Consider the following 26,420-nt stretch of genomic DNA (forward strand, 5'->3'; position numbering starts at 1 on the left):
ATTCAGATTCAACGGACTCGACGTCAAGCGCGGAGATCTTTACGAGACGCACCATCACGGCTCTTGTCTCCCTGAGATGCCGGAGGGTCATATGCCCCGTTTTAGGGTAGTTTCCCCCTGAGATTTTGGTGTCTCCATTAACGCTGAACGACCATGTTCGATCTGCGGGGTAACCGCGCCGGGCTCATGAGGACGCCGACATCAACTGACCCATTTCAGCGGCCCGATCATGACGAGCATACGGACAAACATATCGGCAACGGCGGCTCTCGCCACGCTGCGAACGATCGACGGTCAGATGGACAGGAGCCAGAGCGAGGTCTCGTCCGGCTTGAGAGTCAACACGGCCGCAGACAATGCAGCCTACTGGTCGATCGCGACAACCATGCGTTCCGACAGCAAGGCCCTGTCCGCTGCTCGGGATGCCCTAGGCCTCGGCGCAGCCATGGTCGACGTGACCTATGAAGGCATGTCGAGCGTGGTGAACCTCATGTCGGAATTCAAAGCAAAGCTGGTTCTGTCGAAGGAACCTGGCGCGGACAGGGACGAGATCAATACCGAACTATCGCAGCTTCAGAGCCAGATGCGATCTGTCGCATACTCCGCCAGTTTTAACGGCCAGAATTGGCTTGCCATGACGGACGACAACTGGACTGGCTTCGTTACAGATCGAACTGTGCCGGGCTACATCGTCCGAAACGGCGATGGTTTTTCGGTCGGTACGGTGAAAGTGCTTGATGCGATAAATGCCAACCTCGGTGGTACGGCGCAAATGTATCCCTTGGTGGACGACACCGGAGGAGCCGCCACGGGTGGCATGGGAATATTGACCAATGTTGGTTACTCTCAGGAGCTTGGGACTGGCACGAACTGGGTGATCCTGCACACGCTGGGTAACCCCGATCCAACCTTGGGTACCGAAATCAAGGTGTCGGCGGATACGACGTCGGACGATATCGACGATATGATTTCCGTGACCGAAGCGGCATTGTCCGATGTCGTGAAATGGACTGCGAAACTGGGCTCTGCCGAGACGCGGATCTCGATGCAACAGGACTTCGCTTCGAAGCTCGGCGACGCGATTGACAGTGGCGTCGGTCGGCTTGTAGATGCCGACATGGAAGATGCCTCGTCTCGAACGAAGGCCCTGCAAACACAGCAGCAGCTTGCGATTCAGAGTTTGCAGATTGCGAATTCGGAACCGCAGACCATTCTCAGCCTGTTCCAGTAACCGGGTTCCTGCATCATCGTCCAAGGCGTTCCACTCCTCTGGCAACGGTCCTCGGATGAACGTTGTATCGACTGGCGATATCCCGGACGGCTGTCCCAGCGCCTAGAGCATCGCGAATTTCCTCGCATTGGGCGTCCGTCAGCACCCGCCGCCTCCCCGGCTGCTTTCCCCGAGCCCTCGCGGCTTCAAGACCGGCGATGGTGCGTTCGCGGATCAAGGATTTCTCAAACTCCGCGAGCGCCCCCAGGATATGGAAAACTAATTTGCCACCGGCGGAAGATGTGTCGATGTTCTCCGTCAGAGACCGAAACTCAATTCCTCGAAGCCGCAGTCGTTCGATCACCGCGAGCAGATGGCTGAGCGATCTGCCGAGACGGTCAATCCTCCAGACGACAAGCGTGTCGCCCTTTCCCAAGGATTTAAGGGCCTTGTCCAGTCCACTGCGTCTTCTATCCGTGCCTGGAACGCCATGATCTTCGAGGATTCGGATGCACCCAGCCGCCCGAAGCGCATCTCTCTGTAGGTCGAGATGCTGGTCGGCGGTCGATACCCTTGCATATCCAATCCTTGCCATCGCGCCTTTGAATCCTTCCATGCGTCTCCGCGCTGCTCGACGGCTTGACAGAAACGAACGGTTTCGCGGAGCAGATATCAGGGAGCGCTGAGAAATCATTGTCGAAAACAATGGCAAGGACTTACGCATAGAACAAAAAGGGCTTCACGCGTCGTGACAAAACCGTTCGTTTCTGCCTCTTGAAAGAGGATGCATCGCCGTCCGCTTTGCCGGATTGCGGCAATGAGACTGCAAATTCCGAGGCAATCCGCCCCCTGATTCCGAAATGATGTCGCCCCCCAATTCCGAGAAATAGTCGCCCCCTTGTTCCGAGATGATGCCGCCCCCTTGGAGGCGTCTGGCAAGGGTGGGTCTGCAGGTGTGAAGTTTCTTCCTTCGACGTTGACGAGGAAGGAACGGGATGCCAGCGGAGAGATTGGAGATGCGGCGTGTCCGCGAGATACTGAGATATCGTTTTGAGCAAGGACTTGGGCACAAGTCGATTGCGGTGCGGGTTGGAACTGCGCCCTCGACGGTGCGCGAGACGCTACGGCGTGCGGCGGTAGCCGGGCTGTCGTGGCCTCTCGGCGACGACGTCAACGATACAGTCCTGGAGGCAACGCTTTACAAGGCGGCCGGGACGAAGATTGGGCACCGTCGCGCTCCTGAGCCGGAGTGGGCACAGGTCCATCGCGAGCTGAAGCGCAAGCATATGACGCTGCAGATCCTCTGGGACGAATACATCAGCCGTCATCCGGATGGTTATCGCTATAGTCGCTACTGCGACCTCTACCGGGGCTGGGCTCTGAAGCTGCCGGTGACGATGCGGCAGGATCATATGGCCGGCGACAAGCTGTTCGTCGATTATGCCGGCGACACGGTCACGGTGATTGTCGATCGGTTGTCCGGCAAGACCCGACAAGCCCATCTGTTCGTGGCGGTTCTGGGCGCGTCGAGCCTTTCATATGCACATGCCCGGTGGAGCGAGACGCTTCCCGACTGGATCGAATGCCATATCCAGGCGCTGGAGTTCTTCGGCGGTGCGCCAGCCTTGCTGGTTCCCGACAATGCCAAGGTGGCGATCATCAAGGCGTGCCACTTCGATCCCCAAGTCAATCGGACCTATTGTGCGATGGCAACCCACTATGGCAGCGCCGTCCTGCCGACGCGGCCACGCCGTCCTCGCGACAAGGCGAAAGTAGAGGCTGCGGTTCGTATCGTCGAGCGCTGGCTGCTGGGCCGCCTTCGCCACCGCACCTTCCACAGCCTGGCCGAGGTCAATGCGGCGATTGCCGACTTGCTATATGATTTGAACGACAGGCGTGTCCTGCGCCGGGTTGGCGTCACGCGCCGCCAATTGTTCGAAGAGCTCGACCGGCCCGCTTTAAGGCCATTGCCTGTGGAACGCTATGTCTTTGCGGAATGGCGTATCCGGCGTGCCGGGCTGGATTACCACGTCGAGATCGAGCGGCACTATTACTCCGTTCCCTATCGCTTCGCTCGCGAGCAGGTCGAGGCGCGCATCACCGCCAATACGATCGAGATCTTCCACAAAGGCGAGCGAATAGCCGCCCATCGCCGCTCCAGCGGCAATGGCAAACACACGACGATTCCCGATCACATGCCCTCAGCCCATCGCCGCTTTGCCGACTGGACGATCGAACGCATTCAACGCGAGGCCTCTTCCATCGGGCCGGAGGTGGCGTTGCTGTGCGAGAAGATCCTCGCCGACAGGCCGCACCCGGAGCAGGGCTTTCGAGCCTGCATGGGAATTATCCGCCTGAACAAAAGCTTTGGCCGCGACAGAGTGAACGCTGCTTGCAGCCGTGCACTGGAGATCGGGGCCCGGACCTACGGTTCGGTGCGCTCCATCCTCGACAATCATCTTGATCGAACGGCTTCCACCAATGGACCGGCTTCGCATGAACCGATCCATCACGAAAACATCCGCGGACCTCGCTATTACCACTAAGGAGAACGAAGAATGCTTGCGCATCCAACACTCGATAAACTCAATTCCATGGGCCTGGCCGGCATGGCAAAGGCCTTCGGGGAGCTCGTCACCAACGGCGAAGCCGAACATCTCTCGCACGCCGAGTGGCTAGGACTGCTGCTCGAACGGGAGTGGAGTTCCCGCTACGATCGTAAGCTTGCCGCACGCCTCAGGTTTGCCAAGCTTCGCCACCAGGCCACCCCGGAAGATGTCGACTATCGCAGCGAGCGCGGCCTTGATCGCGCGCTCTTCATGAAGCTGCTCGGCGGCGACTGGATCAACGCTCATGACAATCTGGCCATTTGCGGACCCTCGGGTGTCGGAAAAAGCTGGTTAGCCTGCGCTCTCGGCCACAAGGCTTGCCGAGACGATCGCTCCGTTCTCTATCAGCGTGTCCCAAGGCTATTTGCCCAGCTTGCGCTCGCTCGGGGCGATGGCAGGTATGCCCGGCTGCAGCGGACTTTGGGCCATGTTCAAGTCCTGATCCTAGATGACTGGGGCCTCGAACCGCTCAACGAACAAGCCCGGCACGACCTCCTCGAAATCCTCGAAGATCGCTACGGCCGCCGATCAACCATCATCACCAGCCAACTTCCCGTATCGGCATGGCATGGCGTCATAGGAGACCCGACTTACGCCGATGCCATACTGGATCGCCTCGTTCACAACGCTCATCGCATCGAATTGAGCGGCGATAGCCTACGCCGAAACCTGCCCCGAAAAGCTTGACACCCTGCCTAAATGAACTGACAACAATCATCGCCTGCAGACCCCACTAAAAAGGGGCGAGATCATCCCGGAATCAAGGGGCGCAATCATCTCGGAACAAAGGGGCGGCTTCATCGGAATCGGCAATGAGACCGCAGGCGACTTTTAAGCAGATATCCCGTTCGCTGATGGATTTGTGGATTTCCAGTCCAGATGGAATTCCTAGTCCGAAGGATATCTATGATCCTTTTTCGGACTTGCTGCGACCCAATATGGTTCTGGTCGTCGTAGACGTGCGCCCAACAAATCCGTTGGACTTCCGCATCGACATTATCCACGGCTATTGTCTGCCGAGCGGATTGCCTGACATCTGTTCAATGCAGCAGTCGCGCTCGTTTTCGGATTTTCCCGACGCCAGGTATCTCCGGGAAATTATGATCCCTGCTTACGTTGGGGCAGTGCAGCGCCAGCGTCCCATGATGAGGCGTGTGGTAGCGAGAATCCTCGACACGATCATCAACTATGATCGGATAGTTCTTCCGCAGAAGAATTCCTCGGCACGAAGCGAATGGTGCATCGGATTGCTCGACGTACATTTTTTGTTGCCAGCAACTTCGAGAGACCAGAGCCTCGATCATGTCGGCCTCGGCATTCTGCAACTGTTGACGGAAGGCAAGTCCACAAGGGAAATAGGATCTGAATTAAACCTATCGCATCGAACAATCGAACATCGGATCGATCACCTGAAGTCTAGCTTCCGAGCCCGGAACATCCCTCATCTCGTGGCCCTATCGATTGCTGCAGGCCTTGGCGGAAGCACCGAACCGGACGGCTGACCTAACAAAGCCGAGGCTCAGGTCTCGCCCAATAAGCATGAGCTAAGCGGCACTGTGCTGGGTGGTGGCTTTCTATCTGGATCCGGTATCCCCACTGCGCTTACGTCAAGCCAAGGACATCATTGCCATCCGATGTGCTTGAGAACTTCGTGTTTATCGTTCCTAGCAAGGTGTTTAACAGGTCAGATTCAGCGCTGTCCCCCCGTTGAGCCGCGCCGCTTTGTAAGCCTTCGACTGCGTCTTTCAAATCGTCCACGGTTAGATCACCTTGTTCCCCATCATAATCTTCACCTAACTTGGCGAGGTCAAAAGCGTTCCACGCCGCAGTGACCATCGGTACATCCCCGGCAGCTGGCTCGTCGCCGTTATCATCTACAACGGTGTAGCCGCCAGCAGCTTGGATGAGGTTATATCCGGTGAGCTGTCTGAACTTTTCCAGGTCATTCACCGAGTAAGGTGTCATTGCCCCCGGGTCGTTGGAGCGAACACCGTTCTGCTCCTGGATCAATGAATATGCAATCTGTTGATGAACGTTGAGAGGGCCAGTGCCATTCATTTTGAAGCTGATCTCTACAGCGTTGTCCGGCTTGACAGAACCAGCGATTGTCGGGTTGACAGTCGTTCGCACATCTCTTGATGAAAGATAGGCTTTTTAGGAATGCGCTGATGTTCTCAAGGTTTGCCGAACCCGTTAGCTTGCCCTGCCAACCATCGGAAAGTGCGACGCTTTTTCGACAAGGACGCTTAGGTTCGCGTGCAACTGCCTGCGCGCGTCGATGACGTCGCAATCCCAGTGTCTTGCCAATTCAATTTCAGTTTCAGAAACGGCCGCGACCGGATAGTTCGTCCCCGGCGTAGATACGAAAGGCGCATCCGTTTCCGTTAAAACCCGATCGCGCGGGAGACGTTTGATGAGGGATGCTGCGCGGCGACTTCTCAGCATCGGCAGTCCGACAGAGAACCAAGTCCCTATCTCCACCGCCTTGTCGACGTACGATAGGGAGCCAGAATACCAATGTAGGATGGGCACGCCCGCTGCACGGTGTTTTATCAAGGCTTCGATTACCTCGCCGCTGGCATGTCGACTGTGGATTGACAGGACGCGTCCGCCGACTGCCGAGCACGCATCCAGCAATGCGTCGAAAACATCTTTCTGAAGATCGAGGAACGGAGCGCAGTCGTCGCCTCCGTCGATCCCAACCTCTCCCACATAGCGGGTTTCGCCTAGCAGGCGTCTGAACAGAGCGACTTCGGCATGGCGCTCTTTTACCAACTGAGGATGCAGCCCCAGTGCTGTCCGGATACGCTTCCTCCCCTTGGCTATCTGGGCCGTCTTGGGGAATGCCTTTGGAGTGTTCGTAACGGAGAGCAAATAGGTCCCTGCCCGCTCGATGTCCTCGGCGGTCCGCTCTGGCGATGGAAACAGATCCAGATGGCAGTGAAAATCAATCAAACGTGGAACCCTTGGTCCTTCAGATAAGCTGCTACTTCGTGCAGGCCGCGTTTGTGGACGTCGAACCAGTTGGCCCGTTCTATAGGTTCGAAAGGCAGCGGTCCACTTGCGATCGCGCGCTGCTTTGGGTCCCGGTTTTCCCGGTCAGACGCGACGAGCATGGCCATCACGTCGTCACGGATGTCGGGGCGATCCCATAGTTTTCCCAAATCGGGATACTGATACGAGGTCGTGTCGTTTACTCCGGCTTTCGCAAATGACGCGCGGCGGATAAGGCAGGGAACGCAATGGCCGCACTGCTGGCTTTTTCGCTTCCATTTCCCACAGGAAACGGTAGCGACAGCAGCTCGCGCCATTTCTTCGTTCGGCAATATGCTCAACAACATCTCGCCTTTGGTCAAGTGGCGGTACGGGTTAGTGATATTCACGCTGAGGCCGACCTTATCCAGAACCGACTGTATTCCTGACAAGAAGTGCGGGTGCGTCGTCCTGGTGCTGTGCGAGCCAATGCGCCGTCTCGTGAGCGGGGCGTTCAGAGCGATGAACCCATTCTCCGGAATAACCAGGTCTATCGGCGCGCGAGAGGGTTTCGTGGCCAGGATGGCGTTCGCAGCGACCACGCCGAACGCGAGGAAACCGAGGCTGCGGGTTCGCATCGTCGTGTCGCTGAGATAGTCACCGCTGAAAACGGGGTTGGCATTTGCCGCGAACCACGGCAGTTTCTTCCCAAGTCTTGGGACAAGGTAATTCTGATAGCTCTTATCGCCGCGATAGGAATGGCTGACAAGGAGCGGCGAACGTCCCTCCTCGATGAGCTTGCGTGCTCCTATCAGACTGTCCAGCCCACCTGAGAAAAGGCACACGCAGTCTGCAGAGCCAACGGCGATATGCGAGCGATAGCGTCTCAGGACGGCCTCCTTCGTCGGAGGCTCAGCGCCATCGGCAACGAAGTTCAGGGTCCATTTGTCCCCACTGAGAAAGTTCAGGCTGTGTTCGAGCTCTGCCCTCACCTTTTGCCAGACTGAGGGCCGGGCCAATGGGATGTCCAGATCGAGATCGCGGGTCCAGCCATTCCCAGAGAACGCCTCCCGGTTGACGAAAGTGTCGGCTGCCACAACGGCCAACGCAATAGAAAGGAAATCAAACGCCGCAGGGCTGATGACTACGCCCAGCCGTTCGACGGCCAGTTCCAGCCGACGCCCGATGGAGCCTGAGCCGCTCCGAATAGGACGCGGCCCGTAGAGGAATACATGTGACGTTCCCTCCTCGTCTGCCGCTGGAATTCTGCTCTCGTCGATATGAAAAACCAACTTACTCATCGAACGACTCCCACTCTCTCCAGACTTCGACAACGGTCTCTCGCATGAAGCGGAGGACGTCGGACTTGGTGATAGCCTTACCGTCTGTCAGCTTGGGAGCCAGGTTTTTGTCGACAATGACGCGGATAACCTCGAGTAGCTCGGCTTCCGCTGCCGAAGTCCGCTTTTCGTCGGGAGCATTGGCCCACGAACCGCCAACCTCTTCGACGATTTCCTGGAATACCGTCTGCGACAGGTACTCGCCCATGATGCGGGCTACAGTTTCGTCGTCCAAGCTATCGGGGTCGAAATCCCCCTCGCCGAGGACCTCGAGCATTGCTTCGTCGATCGCCTCGCGAATACGGTCCGCATCACCGTTCTCAGGGGCAAGCATTTCCGCCAATCGCTGGCAGACGACATCAAGCGGCTGACCGGCAAGGGAGTCTCTTGAAAGACCTCGTTCGGCGGCGTTCCCGCCATCTCCGCCAAGGGATTTGAGGACTTCGTAGAAGTCACCACCCGAATTGTAGACGGAGCCGAACCGTCGAGGTCCAACGCCGCTGCCCCCGGTTGCCGTTCTTGCGTAGTGCCCAAGCGACCGCTTGAGATCGTCACGGTCACCACTTTTGAGGTATTTGCCGAACGATGTTCGGAACGCCTGGAAGCGCTTGGGCGGCCCTGCCGGAACTGGGGTGCCAGGCTGGTCGTCGGCCCAAGGTGGCACCATCGGCTGCTTGGAACCCGATCCCTTTGATGACGATGAGGTTCCCATCAGCTTTTCTTCCCCGCACCATCGTCCTTCATCAGCGCCGTCATCCATCTCGGCACCTTGGGAAGCGTCTCGACAAACGCAACTAGCTTTCGGTGCGCATCTTCGTGACGTTGCGCGAGCAAATGTGCTCCACGGAAATCGTCGCGCGCCTTGTCCCAATCAGGATTTCGCTTCATCACCGCGATGATTTCATTGATTGCCTCTCCGACTTCGGAAACATCGATTTCCTCAACAGCCGCCTTAGACGCCCTCGAACTCAACGTCGCTGTCTTCAGGAGCACCTCGATGGCGTTTCGCGTCTTTTCACTCATCCGATTGATAGCCACCCGAACCGGGATTGTTTCTCTGGACAGATAGACAGCCGGGCGCAGGTCAATGCCGCCGAGGGGCGGGTGGAGCTTGAGCCAATCAGAAATGAATTCTGCGTGCTTCTGCCAATCCTTGGGTAGGACTTCCGTCTGAACACGATCTGTAACGGCTTCGAATTGCACAAGCGCCCTCGGCTTCCCATCGGGGGCGGACTGAACCATTGCGTTCAGTGTCCTGATTGCGTCTTCGCTCGTACATCTCTCGAAAAGCGCGAGTTTTGCTATGATGGACTCGTCGAGCGCCATACCCCTGCGCCTCGCCACGGAGGCCCTCATCCGGATAACGTTCAGCATGCGTTTAACGATGCGGGGATTTCCATTCACCTGCATGGAATGCGCAAGGATGCCCGCCAGCCTATCCATCGTCTCCAGCGAATTTCGCAGCTCGTGGCCGTCGGGAACAGCAAGTTTGGCTAGTGCTTGTTTGACGTCAAACGGCGGTTCATCGGACCAGCTGCGCCGTAACTTCTCGATAAGAAATTTCCGGAGATCCTCGACTTTGTCTGCGTCAATCTCTGACTTGGCGGCCGCCAACATGAACAGGTACGCTCGCACTTCCTGCAGACCGAGCTTGGGAACGCGAAGGGGGACTTGAATTAGCTTGTCCAGATAGTCGGTGATGTGGCGATCACCCGGGTCTTTAAAGTGCTTGGCAACGGCCAGTCGGATCATGTCCTCGTCGGCGGCGACGATGAATGCCGTATTAGGTAAGAATAGAAAGAGCCGCATCGCCTCAAGGGTCGATATGGCGTTTGGTGGAAGGCATCGGTCCAGGTTGTCAACGAAAACGATCAAGCGTCGGTCAACCGATTTCAGGAGCTCGCCGAATTCCTTCCGGAACGCGACGATCTCCTCCGGCGCGTTTCGCTTTTCCTTGGGTTTAAGAAGGCCAGAGGTGCGTTTTCCCGCCTCGGCTACCGCGCCCTTCAGCGTCTCGACGTCCTCCTCGTCGGAGGTCCCGTCCCAGGCATCGCTAGCAGCATCAGCAGCCTTGGAGAACATCCCCAGCGTGGGCACGCCTGCTAGGAACGCCCCGACATCCGCAATGAGACCCAATGCTTTCAGTTTGTTGACGCGCCTATATAGACCTGCGGCTTTCTCCTTGAACCCCTCCGGGACGTTGTCGTAGACCGTCTTGGCGATCACCGTCATGAGGGCGGCTTTGGCCTCTTCGAAGTCCTGGTAAAGCCAGGCATCGAATGGGACAATGAGATTGCGCCTATCGCTATTAAGTTGCGCGGCGATCAGCTGGAGAATGCTTGATTTTCCGACACCCCAGGTCCCGTAAATTCCGAGTGAGATTGGCAACATGGCATCGTCGGTGACCATGTCGCAAACCATTTCCGACACTTCTGAATAGTTCAGATAGTCGATTTTACTTTCGCTGTCCGCCCACATACTTGCCTCCAAAAGACAATGGAGCATTGCCGAGATCAAAAGCGCGGTCAAGTTGCAGAATTACGATTCCCGTGCAGATTTCATATTCTAATCCGAGTAATTCACAAGTATTTCGCTCAAGCGAATTCAAAGCTCTGCAACTCAGAGCTTGTGTACTTCACTTCCTTGGGAGTGCCACCAAACGTCCCTCCACGCATACCATCGCATCTGGTAGATCACGGCCGGTGATCTTCTTTGGAATATGGCGAATGTGGGTATCCCATAGGATCGTCAGCCGCCGTATCGATACTACGGCAGGCCCTTGATACCGAGTCCGTCGATAACAAAAAGAGAGCCTGCAAGCGGGCCGGTCTCGACAACGCCTGGAACCGGAGCGCGCACCATGGAGGTCGCATAGAGGCGATCGAATTTTGGTCCACCAAACCTAACCGACGTCACGCAGACAACGGGCATATCGATCGACTGCATCAGTTTCCCCGCTGGATCGAAGCGATGGATTTTGCTCTTATAAACACCCGTGCTCCAGACACAGCCATCGGCATCCACCGTTGCTCCGTCCGGCAGGCCGTCCTCTGGACCAAACTCGCAGAACTTGCGTTTGTTGGTCGCCGCTCCGGTTTCGAGGTCGTAATCATATGTCCAGATCGCGCGCGAACGGCTACCGGCTGGGAGAAGCAGGGCATTCCTTCTTCGAAGATGAAGCAGCAGGGATCGACGCGATCATGGTGGAATCTCGTACCGCAGCTCGACGATCGGCGGCAACTCGCCTAAGGTTAATTGCCTGGACGACGTGGCGTAAGCAAACTGATTTCGAAAAAACATCCTTAGAAAAATCGAATGCCAAAAGATTCTTTGCAAATTGGGCCCGATCTCGCCACGGAACTTCTTTACCTGGCCAAATGGCCCAATCTCGGCTTTCTTCAGTATTTTCAATCTATTCGATCCGGTGCAATCTGCGAGGACGCCGGTATCGCTCAAAACTATCACGCGATGAAACTCAAGTTCGTCGCGCAGCTGGAATGGCTTGTTAGAGAAGAAGGCTCTTTCGACGCAATTGTAATGCCGCCCAGCTCGAGGGGAGGAAAAATTGTAGGGTAATGCGGGTCGTAGTACATAAGATTCCCCAGCGGCTGCGTGTCTATTTTGAGCTGTGTCATTTCCTGGATGACAACTCAACTAGGATGTCTCGGCCAATCAGCCGGTTGCTGTTGGGGAGCAACTTTAGACAATAGGACCGACATCACAGCTACGGTGCCGCTGAGGCGAGCGATAACACTGGTCAACGAGCGCTTCTGCGTATGATATCCATTACCAGCTCTCGGTATTTGTCAGTCTCATAAATCGCTTGGACTCCGCATCCGTTCATCACTTCATATTCTTCACCATCGGCCGACGGTTTCAGCTTGAGCGCAACGATGACGTCATGAGACCCCTCCCATTGATCAGGAAGTTCCTTTCGCTTCCAATGAAGCGGCAACGGCCCATTCTGAACGTTGCCCTTCAAGGTCTCCGGATTTTCAATTGTCAACCGCGCTTCATCGCCGGGTTTTGAGACTTCGTAGTCGGTCAAGGTTCCCCGAATGATGGCGTCAGCCTCGAACAACTCGGAAAAAAATGGTTTCGGGACTGCGCACGCGTAAGCGCTTCCCGCAGCGAGGACGATTGATATCAGGGCGCAGGCCACCGTAGGCGAAAATTTCATTCTGATTTGACCCGTTCAAACAAGCGATCTGCGATGTCCTGAACTTCGCTGGAACTGAATCCCTGAAGCCTGGCGGGCGGTGTCGCAAAGGTCCCTTTTTTCAAGCGACTACCACTTGCGCAGCTATTGAAGTAATTCAATCCCCACCGCGCATGCGCAAGCTGCTTGCGGCCGTCGGCTGTGTTGCGGACGATTGGCCCCATCTGGTCCGGGTTCATTTGATAGGCGGGTTCAAATGAAATGGCTCTCCTCAGGACTAACATGGGGAACTCTCGCCATTTCGCGCTCGGAACTCCAACAACTTCTGGACGATGTTTATTTCTGATCTCGACACCCTGCCTTCCTCAAAGGATAGCATTTCCGCCGGTTTCCCTGAACACGCCCTTCGAAAGGCCCGATTGATAGGGGCATGGACGAACACGTAGCGATTGAGATCGACGCAGTTTGGTTGTCCGGTGGCAATCGGATTGCCGTCAGCATCACATGTCTCCGTATAGTGATAAATCTCAGCCGTGGCCGAGAGTCGACTCAGAGCCGCGCCCTCGCTAAACATTTCCCAAAAGATATAAGAGGCGAGCGCAACAACTGCGAAAAGCGTCCCCACTCTCAACATAATGCGCGACATGCTGAGCGCTTCTTCATCCTCCGGCATTATATGGTCCTTTACATTAGCGCTCAACAATCACCCTTGGAACGACCCTGCCGGGACCAGGGCCATGCAACTTTGCACATCGAATACCCAGCCAAGGTCTTCATGCTCATGCCGTCACCACCCCATGCAGCAGAAAGAAGGGCGGCAAAGATGATGACACAACGGGCATATGCGTGTGGATTGGCATCTAGTCGTGTTTCGACCTAAAGCCGTTCCAAATGAAACGGAATAATCGACAGGGCATCACAAAGCGCGATGGGACAAAATACATTCCCTTTTGCGATCCAAACTGCTCCTTCAATTGTTCGTTGAGCAAGCCCGGCAGGCACGCCAAAAGCAAAATTCCTAAAATTCCAATAGCTTCCAGCCAAATCGTCAGACTTATGAGGCAGATCGACATCAATATTAATCTGTAAATACTTAAACCGGCACGATCCATCAGCGCCCTTACCCAGTCGTAGCCCGCCAAATTTTCCGCGCTGAGTAATTTGGTTCAGAACAGCTCGCCTACCGCCTGATCCAGAAGTCTGCACGCTTCTCGCAACGGATCATTCTTGTCATCAGCGTCGAGAAGAGGCTCCAACTGTGTGTAAGCCAATGCCATACTGTGAATCGCATCGTCGATGGCCCCGTTGCGAAGGTCAGCCACGTTCAGTTGAATTCCTTTCAGAACGTCTGCGGTTGCGTTTTTCTTGACGCCGCCTTCTCTCAGATATTGCTCGCGTTGGCGAATGATTGCTTCCGCCGCCGCCGCTGCCTCCCAAACACTCTCCAGATCGGTATCGCCGCGTTCTTTGATAGGTTCGCCCCATATGAATGTTGATATTTGACGCAACCACTGAGGCATTTCACGTTATCTCACAACTGTCGCTAGATGGTACCCGATGCCAATATTGGGGACCACAACCATAAATACAAGGAGATTTACCCAATAGCCATGGGGACAGTGTGATATCAACCGGCGTTGAGATCGGGATTCTTCACCATGAAAGTGACACGTCTTCAGCTTTACGAGCGCGTCTGTGGCTTACCGCTGAGTAAGCTCGCGCCGGAATTTGGCATTTCCGGCACGGCATTGGCAGCAGTCTGCAGACAACATCAGATTCCGTACCCCGGATCTGGCTACTGGACACGTAAATCACTCGGGCTGGCCGCAGAGCTGCCACTGCTGCCAGAAGCATCCGACGAAACCATTGAAATAAACCCATCGAGCCCGAAGCCTCAGCAAACGAGAGTGCCTGAAGATAGCCGTGCCCGTAAGACCAGGGCCGTAAAAAAGCCCTCCGCATGGAACATCATCCATTGCTCTCTGGTGTGGAAGAGCAATTGCGGAAGACACGGGATGTAAAAGAAGGGGAGTTTCTGCGGCCATACAAGAGAATCCTGCCCGACCTGATATCATCAGAAGCTGGCCTACCTCGTGCGCTCTCGGTCGCCAACGATCTTTATCTCGCAGTGGACCGAGAGGGGTATCGGGTGCACATCGCCCCACCCAGCGACGAACTACATCGCATTCCAATCAAAGAACAGGAGGTCGAGCACAAAGACAGAAAATACGGGCGCTATCATACAGGTAGGATCTGGGGACCGGACCGGCCGACGATATTCTACATCGACATCGTGCCGATAGGACTGGCTCTCACCGAAATGACGGAGAGGGTGACGATGCGATACCTCAACGGCGATTACCATCGTGAGGACAGCAGGCTTGTCCAATCAGCCAAGCCCTGGCAACTGACGCACTCCTGGACAACGGAGCAGGATATACCCTCCGGCCGCTTTCGGGTCATTGCCTACTCTCCAAAGAAGGGCGTCGACTGGACCCTTAGCTGGCAGGAGACGCAGCTCGAGTCGCTTAACAAGATGATCCCAAAAATCATCGAGACCTTGCAATCGTCAAAAAACAATCTGCAACGCCTTATGACAGCCGAAGATGAGGCGGCAGCCAAAAGAAAGAAAGAGAGGGAGGAGGAGTGGGAACGTTACGAACGACGCGAGGATGCCCGCAAGGTCGCTCAAGCTCAAACCGACAGTCGAAATCAGCTTGCTGAGGTCATCGAGAAATGGGGCAAGGCAATGATCATCGAACGCTTTTTCGCCGATGCAGAGGAGCGACTGAGAGGCGTTGATGAAGAGCGCCGCCAGCGCGTGGAAGAGCGGCTGACGCTTGCACGGGCAGTGATGGGAAGCGTGGATCCTCTGGATTTCATCGAAAACTGGCTGGCCCCGGACGAAAGATATCGTTCCAAATACAGCTAGCCAGCTGTGCGACCAGCAGACCCACCATCCCGGCCTGCGGCGCCAATCAACCTAAATGGGGATTTCTAAGTCTCTTCAAAACGTATCGGTTGCATGATAGCCGCCTGCCGATATTCTCCCTTCTATTGTTGAGGGGCTATCATGGATACTTTGGCGACTGGAAACACGCTTCGCGATCAGCTTTTGGCGGATCGGAAGAATCTTCTCGATCTCGGCACGCGAAACCGGCTGATCCACTTACCCCTCCGTTCAAAAAACAACAGGATCGTGGAAATCGTCGACGAAAAATCGGTCGAGGTTTGCAGGATGTTGTCCGAAGGGCGCGGCATGACGTTCTTGCCTGGCGTCAAGCTTACAGAAGAAGAAAAGAAAGAACTTGGCCTCGATGGCGACGACATGGTTGGAGGTATCCCGCAGCCGGATGACCAAGACCTCGACGAAAAGGGCATCGCGCGCCGACACACGGATAGCCGCCTCCAAACTAGACTGACATCAGAGGGGCTGCAGAAGCGGCTCTTCGACATTTGGTACGATAGCCGCACGCTGGAAGAGGAACAGGGTGTCAACATTCTCTATTTGGCTATCGGGCTTTTGCGTTGGTTCGAAGATGACAAGTCGGATGTCGAGCGAAACGCTCCGCTAATTCTGCTGCCGGTCAAGCTCGAACGAACATCCGCGTCTGAGCGCTTTACCCTCAAGGGGCGTGGCGAAGCGCCGTCAACCAACCTTTCTTTGCAAGAGAAACTCAACGGGGAATTTGGCATCAAGCTTCCTGACCTTCCCGAAGATGATGATCTGAATGTCGAGAAGTATCTGCAGGTTGTCTCCGAGGCCATCTCAGCGAAATCACGTTGGAACGTGATGGCCGACGCCATAGTGCTAGGTTTCTTTTCCTTCTCGAAGTTCCTGATGTATCGGGACCTTGATCCCGAGAATTGGCCAAGTGGCGACAAGCTCGATGAGCATCCGGTCGTTGCCGGTCTGTTGCGCGACGGCTTTCCTTACCGCGATCCTATTGTTCCGGAAACTGGTCGTATTGATGAGGAGATTACACCTGAGCGTATATCGCATGTCGTCGACGCAGATTCTTCCCAATCCATCGTCATCGAAGAAGCCACACGTGGCCATCATCTGGTCGTTAAGGGACCTCCAGGTACAGGCAAAAGCCAGACAATTACCAATATCATCGCTTCAGCTGCCGCAGAAGGAAGGCGCGTACTGTTTGTGGCGGAGAAAATGGCCGCTCTTGAGGTCGTGCACCGGCGTCTTCGCGACTCCGGTCTCGGCGCTCTCGCTTTTGAACTGCACTCCAATAAAGCGAACAAAAAAGGCGTACTGGAAGAGCTGAGAAAAACTAAGGAACTAGTTACTCGGCAGCCGAAGTCTGACGCCACCGTGATTGAGCGGCTAAAGGACATCCAGGCGACTTTGAACGGCCACGCCGACCTGATGCATATTCGGCAGGATCCGAGCGGCCTGACTCCGTTTGCCCTCATCGGTCATCTTATGCGAACGCGAGATCAAGGGATCGAAGGCTCCAATCTGAAGGACCCGCATACCTGGACGCCCGCTGATTTTCTGAAGCGCGTAGATTGTTGTGACGAGCTTGCCGATCGTCTGAGAACGATCGGAGCACCGCCTTATCACCCCTGGTACGGTGTGCAGCGCGACGCGCTAATGCCTGAGGACATCGACCGACTGTCGAAGGATGTTGGGGCTTTGCACGATGAACTCGGGGCTTTGATGGAAGCCTGCGAAACTACCCGTGCAATTCTTGAACTCAAATCCCCCAGCACCTTGGATGATATCGGTTTGCTGATGAAGATCAGCGAGGCGGCTGTCACCTTCCCTGGCGATCGATCGAAAATGATCAATGCCAACTGGGATGATCCGGCAACGGTTGCGGAACTCGTCAACGAGGGGCAAAAACTGCGTGAGATGGTTGGCAAGATCGATGCCACTTTCTCGGAATCCGCATGGGACGCGAACCTCGCGGAGACGCGATCTGCAATTGCTGCACACGGAGCCTCCCTATTCCGCTTCCTGAATGGAGGCTACCGGAGCCAGCTTTCCGTTCTTCGATCGTATATGAAGGCCGATCTACCCAAAGGGCAGAAAGCCCGGTTGGACGCCATTGATCTCCTCATGGCTGGACAGAAGCGGCGGAAGGCCATTGCTGCGCATAGCGAACTTGGAAAATCAGTGTTTGGAAACGACTGGATAGGCGAAGCGTCAGATTGGTCCAAGCTATCACGGATCGTCTCGTGGGACATGCAATACCGCCCGGTGCTGGATGCCGAATCCAGAACCAGGATTGCCAAGGTTTCCGATATTGCTGTTCTCAAAGACAGCCTGCTTGCTCTCGACGTTCACTGTCGTGAAGTGGTTCGGCAGTGGGGAGAATTGGTCCAATTTATCGATCTCAACGAGCTTCACGCGATTGGGAGCAATGAGCTGGCGAGAACGCCACTCGAAGCAATTCGTGCAAAGGTCGATGCCTGGCATGCGAACGTCGAAAGCATTACGAAGTGGATTTCCTTCGTCGATAGATGTCGCCATGCCTCGTCCCTGGGTCTGCAGGAAATAGTCGTAGCAACGACGGCGGGTCGCCTTGATGCTGCGTCGCTCAGGCCATCCATGGAACGTGCCTACTACCAGGCAATTCGCAACGCCTTCTTCGAGAAGATGCCCGAACTCAAGCGGTTCGACGGCGATCTGCACAGTCGTACGGTCGGAAAGTTTCGAGAGCTGGAGGCCGCACGTGTTAGCCTGACGCGCGAAAAGATCGTGACCAGACATGCTGAAGAATTGCCACGTGGGAACGCCGGAATCGGGCCATTGGGAGTGCTGAACGCGGAACTAGCGAAGAAGAAAAATCATCTGCCCATCCGTATGCTTTTGGAACGCGCGGGACCGGCGATCCAGCAGATCAAACCGATTTTCATGATGAGCCCACTTTCGGTGGCTCAGTTCCTGAAGCCGGGCGCGGTGGCTTTCGATCTTCTGGTGATCGACGAGGCTTCACAGGTCGAGCCCGTCGACGCACTGGGCGCCATCGCGCGTGCCAAGCAGGTCGTGATCGTCGGCGACGAGCGACAGCTTCCCCCTACCCGCTTCTTCGCCAAACTGACCACCGACATTAATGAGGCTGATGAGGATGCGGAGGATGTCACGCTACGAGCTCGCGACGCGGAATCCATTCTCGATCTCTGTCTCGCCAAGGGCATGCCCGACCGAATGTTGCGGTGGCACTATCGAAGCAAGCACCAATCCCTCATCGCGGTTTCCAACCGAGAATTCTACGACAACCGCCTGTTTATTGTCCCCAGCCCCTACGATGCAATCGCAGGCATGGGCCTGCGGTTCAACTATCTGCCGAATGCCCATTACGATCGGGGTAACACTCGGACGAACCCGATCGAGGCACGGACGGTTGCCGAAGCAGTCATTGCCCACGCAAGATCGAATCCGGGCCAATCGCTTGGCGTTGCAACATTCAGCGTTGCTCAGCGGCAAGCCGTTTTGAAAGAGCTCGAACTCCTGCGACGACAGAATCCTGACGTCGAAGATTTCTTCAATAAAGCCTCGACTGAGCCGTTCTTCGTGAAGAACCTGGAGAACATCCAGGGTGACGAGCGGGACGTGATTTTCATCTCGGTTGGCTATGGCCGGACCCAGCAAGGCTACATGTCAATGAGCTTTGGCCCGCTGAATAGCGATGGTGGTGAGCGGCGTCTTAACGTTTTGATCTCGCGAGCTAAATTGCGCTGCGAAGTATTCTCTTCGATTACCGGCGATGACATCGACCTTGAGCGCGTAAGGAGCCGGGGCGTCGTAGCGTTCAAACTCTTCCTGACCTTCGCTCAAACCGGAAAGTTTGGGATCGCCGAAGCGACGGGCAATGACGCAGACTCTGTATTCGAAGAGCAGGTTGGCGATCGGCTCCGGAGTCTGGGCTACGATGTCAAAAACCAGATTGGATCAGCGGGCTTTTTCGTGGATCTCGCGATTTCCGACGCTGAAAAGCCAGGCCGGTTCGTGCTCGGCATCGAGTGCGATGGCTATCAATACCATTCGTCGCGATCTGCAAGAGATCGCGATCGGTTGAGGCAGAATGTTCTCGAAAGCCATGGATGGATCATCCATAGGATCTGGTCGACAGATTGGTATCTGCGTCCGCAAGACGAGCTCAACAAAGTCGTTGCTGCAATCGAGTCGGCGAAGGGTGAATGGCGTGCCCGCGATGAAGATCTTGCTCGACCGAAGCAGGCGGTTCCCCTGCACTTCACCGTTGAGGAGCAGGACGATGTCACCTTAGTAACGGCACATGCGGCACCCGAACGGAAACCAATTTCTGTACCTTACGAAGAAGCCAAGATCGCCGTTCGACGGGACTGCGAGCCTCACGAGGTAAGTGTCGGTGAAATGGCCCGCTATGTTACCTCCGTAGTCGCTGCTGAATGTCCAATCCATAACAGCGAAGTCGTTGTCCGCATCCGTTCTGCATGGGGCCTGGCACGAGCCGGAAATCGCATCCGAGACGCAGTCGAAGCTGGTCTGTCCGCAGCAGTACGATCCGGCTCCATCGCTGGGAACGATGGCTTCTACACGGTGGCGAACAAGGAAATCGTGATCCGAGACCGTTCCGACGCTTCCCTAAGTGTGCGTCGTCCGGAAGCGCTGCCTCCTACTGAGATCGCGGCGGCAGCCATTGCCGTTCTGAAGGAAAATTTCGGGGCATCCAAGGATCAACTAGTGCTCGCCGTGGCTAGGATATTTGGTTTCCTGTCGACCAGTTCCCAGCTCAGGTCGGTCTTGGAACTAGCCATCGATGACGCCGTTGCGGCGGGTCAGATTGTCGAGAGGGACGGAATGTTCGTCGCAAATTGACGCGGCCGATCGGCCGAGAGTTGCCGGGAGGGGTGAATGATGTTGAAAATTGCGGGCTCCCTGTTCCTGGGCATCATTTTTTCGCGACACACGCCGAAGCGGTTCATCATTAGACTTTGATTGTGGTCGCAGATGCTTTTGGAGGGGCGATGCGCATGGCCAACATCTTCAAGGATTCGAGTGCACCTTACCTTTTAGTACTAATGCTAACTGGCGCTGGATGGATGTTTAATTCCGCCGTGGAGAACGCTTCGAAGCTCCGGATCATTGAATACCACATCGAAGATGGGCGTGACGGCGCGGTCGCAACAAAGACGATACTTCTCGAGAATAAATCGCTCACCGGGTCGGTCAATGTCGGCGGCTTCGTATTGAGTTGTCAGACCCCAGCAGCTGAGTCGAGTTGTCTCGTGAAGCTCCCTTCTGTCCAGAAGGAAGCTCAATACATTGCAGCAGGCAACGTCGTTCTCGCCACTAATCCTCAGATGATATCCGATAACTCAGTCGTCTTTCCGGCGTTGCTTCCGCCGCGAGGTGAAGCCGGTTATAGGATTGGGATTTCGGGGGCGACAGATGCGATTAGACTAGTTTACAATGTAGACTATGACCCAGTGAAACAAACGCAGCCGGATTTAGAAATACTTCTGATCGAAGATAAACCCATCGATTGGAATTCGTGGCGTGACATATCGAATAAACTTCTTGCGTTTGTGTTCGAAAACTACATTGCACTCCTTTCGTTGGGTATTATCGTGCTGATCAGTACGATCGGACTATGGATATTTCTTGAGCTTCTAGGTCTCATCTTCGGACGGCGAAAGGCACCGCCCGCTAACAAGTCGACGCTCAGGCTGACGATTGAGGGGAAGACGCACAATGTCGAAGTTGAAGAACTTTAGCGCACTAGCAACGATTGGTGTGGTGGCTTGCTTTTCCACGATAGCGTACAGTGCCGAGAAAGTTGAGATAATTACCCAATCGACGCCAGAGACTGGCGGCAAGAAGGTCGCAGCCCGGGTCTGGCGTCGCATCGACAATGGGCCCTGGGAGGAGATCGACGGTGAGCGCCCCGGAATTGGCGTCTTAGACCTGACCGAAGCGAAGTGCGACTTCAGCGTATCCTATAAGGCAGCTGCAATGTGGGGAACACATACACGTGATGTGAGCTCGACCCATCAGTGCAGCGAACCGCAGGTCCTCTTCAATGATTTCATTCCTACGGGATTTGCTTCAACGATCGACCTTGAACAGTTGACAAAGTCATCTGTTTGGGTAGCCGCCTTGGGCCAAGCGTCTTCGACCACCGACGGACAACGGCTTGCATCGAGCTTTCAAACCGCGATCACGCAGGGCAACTACGGTTCCGTGGCCATCGCCAGTAGCGAAATTGCCGCACAATTGAGGAAAGCCGGGAATACTCGCGATGCGGATGTGTTTGCTTCTCTTTCGGTGCAAGCAACGCTAAATGGCATAGCCAAAGTCCAGAAGCTGGATCCAGAAAGACTAATTACTTTGAAGGCAGATTCTGACTACACAATCGTTGGCGAGGGCGCAAAGTCAACGCTACAAACTTACCAGAAAAGTATCGGTGTTACCGAGACATCTTCAGGGTTCGGCAAGACTGGTTGGCGTACAATGCGAAGTCTCGATGGGGGAAGCACCACAACGGCAACGGAATTTAAGCTACCGTCCTCGGCTATTACAACTTTCGATGCGTCCAAGTTTTCGGCAACTCAATGAGGAGCGGTTTGGCCGCGTTGATCTGTGAAGAAAACGTCGGGAATGGTGCGCATTCAGCCCAACGCGAATCAACTGTCATCGCATACGCTGAAGTCCCCCTAGCGGTCGCACGGGACGCTGTTGTTTGCTTGCCTACAAAAATCGTTGCATGCCTTTGTCTCGCGCACCAGACAAGTAGTCGTCCTGCCACTTGTCATCAGTGTTCAAGAAACCGCCTTCGGGAGCCTGCGGATCGATCGCTGGGCCGCCAGCAGCAAGTCGGTCCCGCTCGCGTTGTTCTTGGACAGCTCTGAACCTGTAGTGTTCGAAAACATCCAGAACGTGGACCGCATAGGCCTGCGCGAGATCTTGATCCCCCTGAATAATGAGCAAATTGTCGTCATTTGCATAAGATGCTGTTGATTTGCACTGAGAAGTGACCCGGCATTTGCGCCGAGAATTGACCCGCCTCTTAGGTATGTTTCGGGTCGGTGGTGGTGGTCAAGTTCCTACTTTTCTCCTTTGCTATTTTGGGTTCATGCGCTGAGCTGTTCTTGAACCGGAAGCTGTCGTTTCCGGTTTCGAGGATGTGGCAGTGATGGGTAAGCCGGTCGAGCAACGCGGTGGTCATCTTGGCGTCGCCGAAGACGCTGGCCCATTCGCTGAAGCTCAGGTTGGTGGTGATGATGACGCTGGTCCGCTCGTATAGTTTGCTCAGCAGATGGAAGAGCAATGCACCGCCTGATGCGCTGAACGGCAGGTATCCGAGTTCGTCAAGGATAACGAGATCGGAGTGTATGAGCCGGTTGGCGATCTGACCGGACCGTCCTTGAGCTTTCTCCTGCTCGAGAGCGTTGACCAGTTCGACGGTCGAGAAGAAGCGAACCCGCTTATGATGATGCTCGATGGCTTGAACACCGATTGCCGTGGCGACATGCGTTTTGCCTGTGCCGGGCCCGCCGACCAGGACGATGTTGTTGGCCTCGTCGAGGAAGTCGCAGCGATGAAGCTGACGCACGAGCGCCTCGTTGATCTCGCTGCTTGCGAAGTCGAAGCCGTTCAGATCACGGTAAGCGGGAAAGCGTGCCGTCTTGAGCTGATAGGCTGTCGATCGCACCTCCCGTTCCGCCGTCTCCGCTTTGAGGAGCTGCGACAGGATCGGAATGGCGGCCTCGAACGCCGGCGCTCCCTGTTCGGTCAGTTCACCGACGGCTTGGGCCATACCGTGCATCTTCAATTGCCGCAGCATGATCACGATCGCGCCGCTTGCTGGGTTATGACGCATGGCGAATCTCCGTCTTTCTCAGGGTGTCGTAGCGTTCGACGTTGGCCTTTGGTTCATTGGTGAGTGTCAGTGCCTGGGGCGCATCTATCGTCGGCGGAGTGAAGGATTTGCCATCGACGAGGCGATGCAGCAGGTTCAACACATGCGTCTTGGTCGGAACGCCGGACTTCAGCGCCATGTCGACGGCCGATAGCACGGCCTGTTCATCGTGCTGCAGGACGAGCGCCAGGATATCGACCATCTCGCGGTCTCCGCCAGGTTTCTTGAGCAGGTGTTGTTGCAAGGCTTTGAAGGCCTCGGGAAGCTCGGTGAATGGAGCACCGTTGCGGAGAGCGCCGGGTTTGCGTTGCACGACCGCGAGATAGTGCCGCCAGTCATAAACCGTCTGTCCCGGCCGATCATGGGAGCGGTCGATAATGCGCTGGTGCTCGCAGATGATCAGGCCTTCGGCGGCGACAACGACACGATCCGGATAGACCCGCAGGCTCACCGGTCGATTGGCGAAGGATGCCGGAACGCTGTAGCGGTTGCGCTCCAGATGCACGAGGCAGGTGGGAGAGACCCGCTTGGTGTATTCGACAAAACCATCGAACGGACGGGAAACCGGCATAAGAGCCCGTGCTTCCTCCGCCCAGATATCGGCGATGGTGCCGCGCATCTGGCCGTGAGACGTCTGTGCCCAAAACTCTTTGCAGCGTTGCTCTAGCCACTCGTTGAGGGCCTCCAGAGATGGAAAGCGTGGCATGGGTTGCCATAGCCGATGACGAGCGTCCTGGACGTTCTTCTCGACCTGACCCTTTTCCCAACCGGACGCCGGATTGCAGAACTCCGGTTCGAACAGATAGTGGCTGGCCATCGCCAGGAAGCGAACATTCACGTCGCGCTCCTTACCGCGGCCGACCTTGTCGATCGCCGTCTTCATGTTGTCGTAGATGCCGCGCCGGGGAATGCCACCGAAGACGCGGAATGCGTGATTGTGGGCGTCGAACAGCATCTCGTGTGTCTGCAGGAGATAGGCGCGGACGAAAAAGGCCCTGGAATAGCTCAGCTTCGTATGGGCAACCTGTAGCTTGGTGCGCTCATTGCCGATGATCGCCCAGTCTTCCGACCAGTCGAACTGGAATGCTTCACCGGGCTCGAATGCCAAAGGCACGAATGTTCCGCGTCCCGACGTCTGAAGCTCTTTCTGTCGATCGGCTCTCCACTCTCGAGCGAAAGCGGCGACACGGCAATAGGAACCCTCGTAGCCCAAGCTCAGCAGGTCGGCATGGAGTTGTTTAAGGGTCCGCTTCTGCTTGCGGGATTTGTTGGCCTCCGTCTTCAGCCAGGCCGATAGCCGGTCGGCAAAAGGGTCAAGCTTGCTCGGCCGCTCCGGAACCTTGAACTTCGGCTCGACGCCACCCAACCGCAGGTACTTGCGAATGGTATTCCGGGACAGGCCAGTCCTGCGGCATATCTCCCGGATCGATAAATGCTCTCTAAAATGCCAGCGTCGGATCACGCTCAATAACGCCATGTCGATCACTCCATAGCTCCCGCTGAAAACACGCGGAGCAAGGTTCAAAACATGGGTCAATTCTCGATGACAATATCCGGTAATGCCGGGTCACTTCTCAGTGCAAATCAACAAAGATGCCTTAAACCCAAGGTTATGGCTGCCTGTTATAACGGCGCAATTCGCTGAAAACGGATCAATGACAACGATTTTGTCGTGTATTATAGCGAACCCCGCAGATAACAGTTCAGGCTCGAAGTCGCCGTAGTGTGCGCCAATAGCCGCAGCCCGAATGGTGAGAACCTTGGGGGCGCCCTCGGGAGAAAAAACAGCAGGTGCGGGCAGCTTCGGTCCGCCAGGCGTCGATGGTACATAATTTGGCATTGCTAAAGGACTGCTAATCGCACCGAGAACCAGCAAGTCGCTGTCTTCTTTTCCAAGCTCAACTGCCATCTCGACAATGCTCTGGCTACCTTCTGGCGATGGCATGAAAGTTAGAAAAAGGATTGCCTGCTTGGCCGCACGCATCAGCGCGAAGACGTCCGTCAAATCTGCTGGAGTTGGTGATGTTTTGGTCTTGCTGGTGGCGGCGGTGTTAGGCGAACACCATAAACGAACAGACGTCGGAGCGAGGACATCAGGCGCCAAGTAGGCGTGGCTATTTGCATCTCTGAGCGCATGTTGCTGCACGTTATGATTTGGCAGCGATGTGTCTTTCTGCGTTGGAAACGTCGCGGTGTCTGCCTTCAATCTTTGCCAGTATTCCAAGTAGGCGTTCGCTAAATCTGCGGAGGTCGAGATGATGGCGTTATTTGACTGCGTACAAAGTCCGGTATCGGTAAAGTTCGTGCTACCGGTCAGAACAGCTTTCGCCTTTCCGTCAGCTCCAACTTGCACAACGAATTTATTATGACCAATGCGACTTGTCGTATTGAAGAGCCGGTCGATCATTTCACCGGCAGTTCCATGCAATGTTTCACGAGCCTTATGGTTCTCCGTATCCCAGGCCGGATTTGTTTTTGTCGCATCGCCTGCGGTAGAGAGGATCAAGTGCAGCCGGTGTCCGAGACCCGTCAATTTTCCGATGAGTTCTTCGTCTGTCAGCTCATACAGCGCAGCATAGGCCTGATCATCGGCCGCGAAGTTATCGAAAAATCCGGTGATTGTCGGCAGAACATCGCCACTCAGAAACTGTCGGATGTTATCCCCTGGCACCTTTGTATGTTGATCCCGTAACAGCGCGGCATTCGGCGCTTTTCCCTCCGGCGTGTTTAGTTGTTGCCGAAGGTTCTGCGTCGAAAGTATCCCATTTGTAAATGCGACCTTGAAGTCCTTGAAATCGAGCCTGGGGGTTACGTCATTTGTCTCGGCCGGATCACCACAGAGATACAGCGGTACGTCCTGTCCCGTAAAATTCTCTCGATTGAAACTCGAAAACACGTCGGGATTTTCCGTCCTCCAAGCCGCAACTGATTTCCGACCTTCAGCCTGCAGGCCAACGGGCCAAATCTGATATCGGCAGGTGAATGGAGCCCGGGCAGACGTTTTATCTCGACTTCTCCGGAGGGTGAGGTCTCGCCACTCGAATTTCTGGACCGGCCAGACGCTTGTATCCTGCGGCTGCCATTTTGGGTTTGACTGCCCCTTGAAGGCGACCCACGTAGGTAAGAGTCTTTTTTCGCCATCTTGGTGTAGTCGAACAATCATAAACCCAAGAAGGCCATCGATGCGTTCATCGATTTCCCAGGTGATATAAGCTACTTCGTTATTGCACCATGCCTTCCTTTTCGAGATAGCCATTTCTGCCC

Annotated in this window: 21 protein-coding genes and 1 pseudogene; 9 read left to right on the plus strand and 13 right to left on the minus strand. The window is 55.5% G+C overall.

Annotation, left to right across the window (positions count from 1 at the left end; translation table 11 throughout):
• Nucleotides 1–229 precede the first annotated feature (229 nt).
• Nucleotides 230–1,231: a flagellin gene (locus QA648_RS27405; protein WP_283051901.1), complete on the plus strand. Its 1,002-nt coding sequence runs from the start codon at nt 230–232 to the stop codon at nt 1,229–1,231.
• A 13-nt stretch (nt 1,232–1,244) separates the two neighbouring features.
• On the opposite strand, the gene QA648_RS27410 is transcribed toward QA648_RS27405, so the two are convergent.
• Entirely contained in the window at nt 1,245–1,826 is a 582-nt protein-coding gene (locus QA648_RS27410; protein ID WP_283051902.1) for a recombinase family protein, read from the minus strand.
• Nucleotides 1,827–2,226: 400 nt separating this feature from the next.
• Here QA648_RS27410 and istA (QA648_RS27415) point away from each other — a divergent pair, with 400 nt between their 5' ends.
• The 3 genes from istA (QA648_RS27415) (at nt 2,227) to QA648_RS27425 (ending at nt 5,321) form a co-directional block, all read left to right on the plus strand.
• Nucleotides 2,227–3,756, plus strand: a complete 1,530-nt coding sequence (gene istA / locus QA648_RS27415; protein ID WP_283047244.1) for an IS21 family transposase — start codon at nt 2,227–2,229, stop codon at nt 3,754–3,756.
• A gap of 12 nt (nt 3,757–3,768) precedes the next feature.
• Nucleotides 3,769–4,506: an IS21-like element helper ATPase IstB gene (gene istB / locus QA648_RS27420; protein ID WP_104825865.1), complete on the plus strand. Its 738-nt coding sequence runs from the start codon at nt 3,769–3,771 to the stop codon at nt 4,504–4,506.
• A gap of 125 nt (nt 4,507–4,631) precedes the next feature.
• Nucleotides 4,632–5,321, plus strand: a complete 690-nt coding sequence (locus QA648_RS27425) for a helix-turn-helix transcriptional regulator (RefSeq protein WP_283051904.1) — start codon at nt 4,632–4,634, stop codon at nt 5,319–5,321.
• A 100-nt stretch (nt 5,322–5,421) separates the two neighbouring features.
• Here the strand turns inward: QA648_RS27425 and QA648_RS27430 are convergent, their stop codons facing one another.
• The 6 genes from QA648_RS27430 to QA648_RS27455 all read right to left on the minus strand — a co-directional run bounded on the left by QA648_RS27430 (nt 5,422) and on the right by QA648_RS27455 (nt 11,318).
• Nucleotides 5,422–5,877 carry a hypothetical protein gene (locus QA648_RS27430; RefSeq protein WP_283051905.1) on the minus strand — a complete coding sequence of 152 codons (456 nt, stop codon included), beginning with the start codon at nt 5,875–5,877 and terminating at the stop codon, nt 5,422–5,424.
• Between the two features lie 135 nt (nt 5,878–6,012).
• Complete coding sequence (gene qatD / locus QA648_RS27435) at nt 6,013–6,774, minus strand: Qat anti-phage system TatD family nuclease QatD (RefSeq protein ID WP_283051907.1); 762 nt, start codon at nt 6,772–6,774, stop codon at nt 6,013–6,015.
• Nucleotides 6,771–8,093: a Qat anti-phage system QueC-like protein QatC gene (gene qatC / locus QA648_RS27440; RefSeq protein ID WP_283051908.1), complete on the minus strand. Its 1,323-nt coding sequence runs from the start codon at nt 8,091–8,093 to the stop codon at nt 6,771–6,773. The genes qatD and qatC overlap by 4 nt, the downstream gene beginning before the upstream one ends.
• Nucleotides 8,086–8,844, minus strand: coding sequence for a hypothetical protein (locus tag QA648_RS27445; RefSeq protein ID WP_283051909.1), 759 nt, complete (start codon nt 8,842–8,844; stop codon nt 8,086–8,088). The genes qatC and QA648_RS27445 overlap by 8 nt, the downstream gene beginning before the upstream one ends.
• Entirely contained in the window at nt 8,844–10,610 is a 1,767-nt protein-coding gene (locus QA648_RS27450) for a P-loop NTPase fold protein (RefSeq protein WP_283051910.1), read from the minus strand. The genes QA648_RS27445 and QA648_RS27450 overlap by 1 nt, the downstream gene beginning before the upstream one ends.
• Before the next feature lie 288 nt (nt 10,611–10,898).
• Nucleotides 10,899–11,318 (minus strand): SMP-30/gluconolactonase/LRE family protein, encoded by a 420-nt coding sequence (locus tag QA648_RS27455; RefSeq protein WP_349254326.1) that lies wholly within the window; start codon nt 11,316–11,318, stop codon nt 10,899–10,901.
• A 129-nt stretch (nt 11,319–11,447) separates the two neighbouring features.
• Here QA648_RS27455 and QA648_RS27460 point away from each other — a divergent pair, with 129 nt between their 5' ends.
• A complete protein-coding gene (locus tag QA648_RS27460; protein ID WP_283051911.1) occupies nt 11,448–11,708 on the plus strand; it encodes a hypothetical protein in 261 nt (86 codons plus the stop codon).
• 181 nt (nt 11,709–11,889) lie between these two features.
• On the opposite strand, the gene QA648_RS27465 is transcribed toward QA648_RS27460, so the two are convergent.
• The 3 genes and pseudogenes from QA648_RS27465 to QA648_RS27475 all read right to left on the minus strand — a co-directional run bounded on the left by QA648_RS27465 (nt 11,890) and on the right by QA648_RS27475 (nt 13,811).
• On the minus strand, nt 11,890–12,312 hold the full coding sequence (locus QA648_RS27465) for a hypothetical protein (RefSeq protein WP_283051913.1): 423 nt from the start codon (nt 12,310–12,312) through the stop codon (nt 11,890–11,892).
• Nucleotides 12,313–12,449: 137 nt separating this feature from the next.
• Nucleotides 12,450–12,554 (minus strand): annotated as a pseudogene (locus QA648_RS27470) (SOS response-associated peptidase); the annotation flags it as partial.
• Nucleotides 12,555–13,457: 903 nt separating this feature from the next.
• The gene (locus QA648_RS27475) at nt 13,458–13,811 is read right to left on the minus strand and encodes a hypothetical protein (RefSeq protein ID WP_283051915.1); all 354 of its coding nucleotides are present in this window, start codon (nt 13,809–13,811) and stop codon (nt 13,458–13,460) included.
• A gap of 440 nt (nt 13,812–14,251) precedes the next feature.
• On the opposite strand from QA648_RS27475, the gene QA648_RS27480 reads away from it, so the two are divergent.
• The 4 genes from QA648_RS27480 (at nt 14,252) to QA648_RS27495 (ending at nt 21,853) form a co-directional block, all read left to right on the plus strand.
• Entirely contained in the window at nt 14,252–15,223 is a 972-nt protein-coding gene (locus tag QA648_RS27480) for a hypothetical protein (protein ID WP_283051917.1), read from the plus strand.
• A 141-nt stretch (nt 15,224–15,364) separates the two neighbouring features.
• Nucleotides 15,365–20,113, plus strand: coding sequence for a DUF3320 domain-containing protein (locus QA648_RS27485; protein ID WP_283051918.1), 4,749 nt, complete (start codon nt 15,365–15,367; stop codon nt 20,111–20,113).
• A gap of 155 nt (nt 20,114–20,268) precedes the next feature.
• Nucleotides 20,269–21,012: a hypothetical protein gene (locus tag QA648_RS27490; RefSeq protein ID WP_283051920.1), complete on the plus strand. Its 744-nt coding sequence runs from the start codon at nt 20,269–20,271 to the stop codon at nt 21,010–21,012.
• A complete protein-coding gene (locus tag QA648_RS27495) occupies nt 20,990–21,853 on the plus strand; it encodes a hypothetical protein (RefSeq protein WP_283051922.1) in 864 nt (287 codons plus the stop codon). Before QA648_RS27490 ends, QA648_RS27495 begins: the two co-directional genes overlap by 23 nt.
• Nucleotides 21,854–22,304: 451 nt before the next feature.
• Here QA648_RS27495 and istB (QA648_RS27500) read toward each other — a convergent pair whose 3' ends face one another.
• The 3 genes from istB (QA648_RS27500) to QA648_RS27510 form a co-directional block, all read right to left on the minus strand.
• The gene (istB, locus tag QA648_RS27500; RefSeq protein WP_283051923.1) at nt 22,305–23,117 is read right to left on the minus strand and encodes an IS21-like element helper ATPase IstB; all 813 of its coding nucleotides are present in this window, start codon (nt 23,115–23,117) and stop codon (nt 22,305–22,307) included.
• Nucleotides 23,107–24,633 carry an IS21 family transposase gene (gene istA / locus QA648_RS27505; RefSeq protein WP_283051926.1) on the minus strand — a complete coding sequence of 509 codons (1,527 nt, stop codon included), beginning with the start codon at nt 24,631–24,633 and terminating at the stop codon, nt 23,107–23,109. Before istA (QA648_RS27505) ends, istB (QA648_RS27500) begins: the two co-directional genes overlap by 11 nt.
• Before the next feature lie 90 nt (nt 24,634–24,723).
• Nucleotides 24,724–26,412: a hypothetical protein gene (locus QA648_RS27510; RefSeq protein ID WP_283051928.1), complete on the minus strand. Its 1,689-nt coding sequence runs from the start codon at nt 26,410–26,412 to the stop codon at nt 24,724–24,726.
• Nucleotides 26,413–26,420 lie beyond the last annotated feature (8 nt).

The sequence above is a fragment of the Rhizobium sp. CB3171 genome, assembly GCF_029714265.1.
Taxonomy (GTDB): domain Bacteria; phylum Pseudomonadota; class Alphaproteobacteria; order Rhizobiales; family Rhizobiaceae; genus Rhizobium.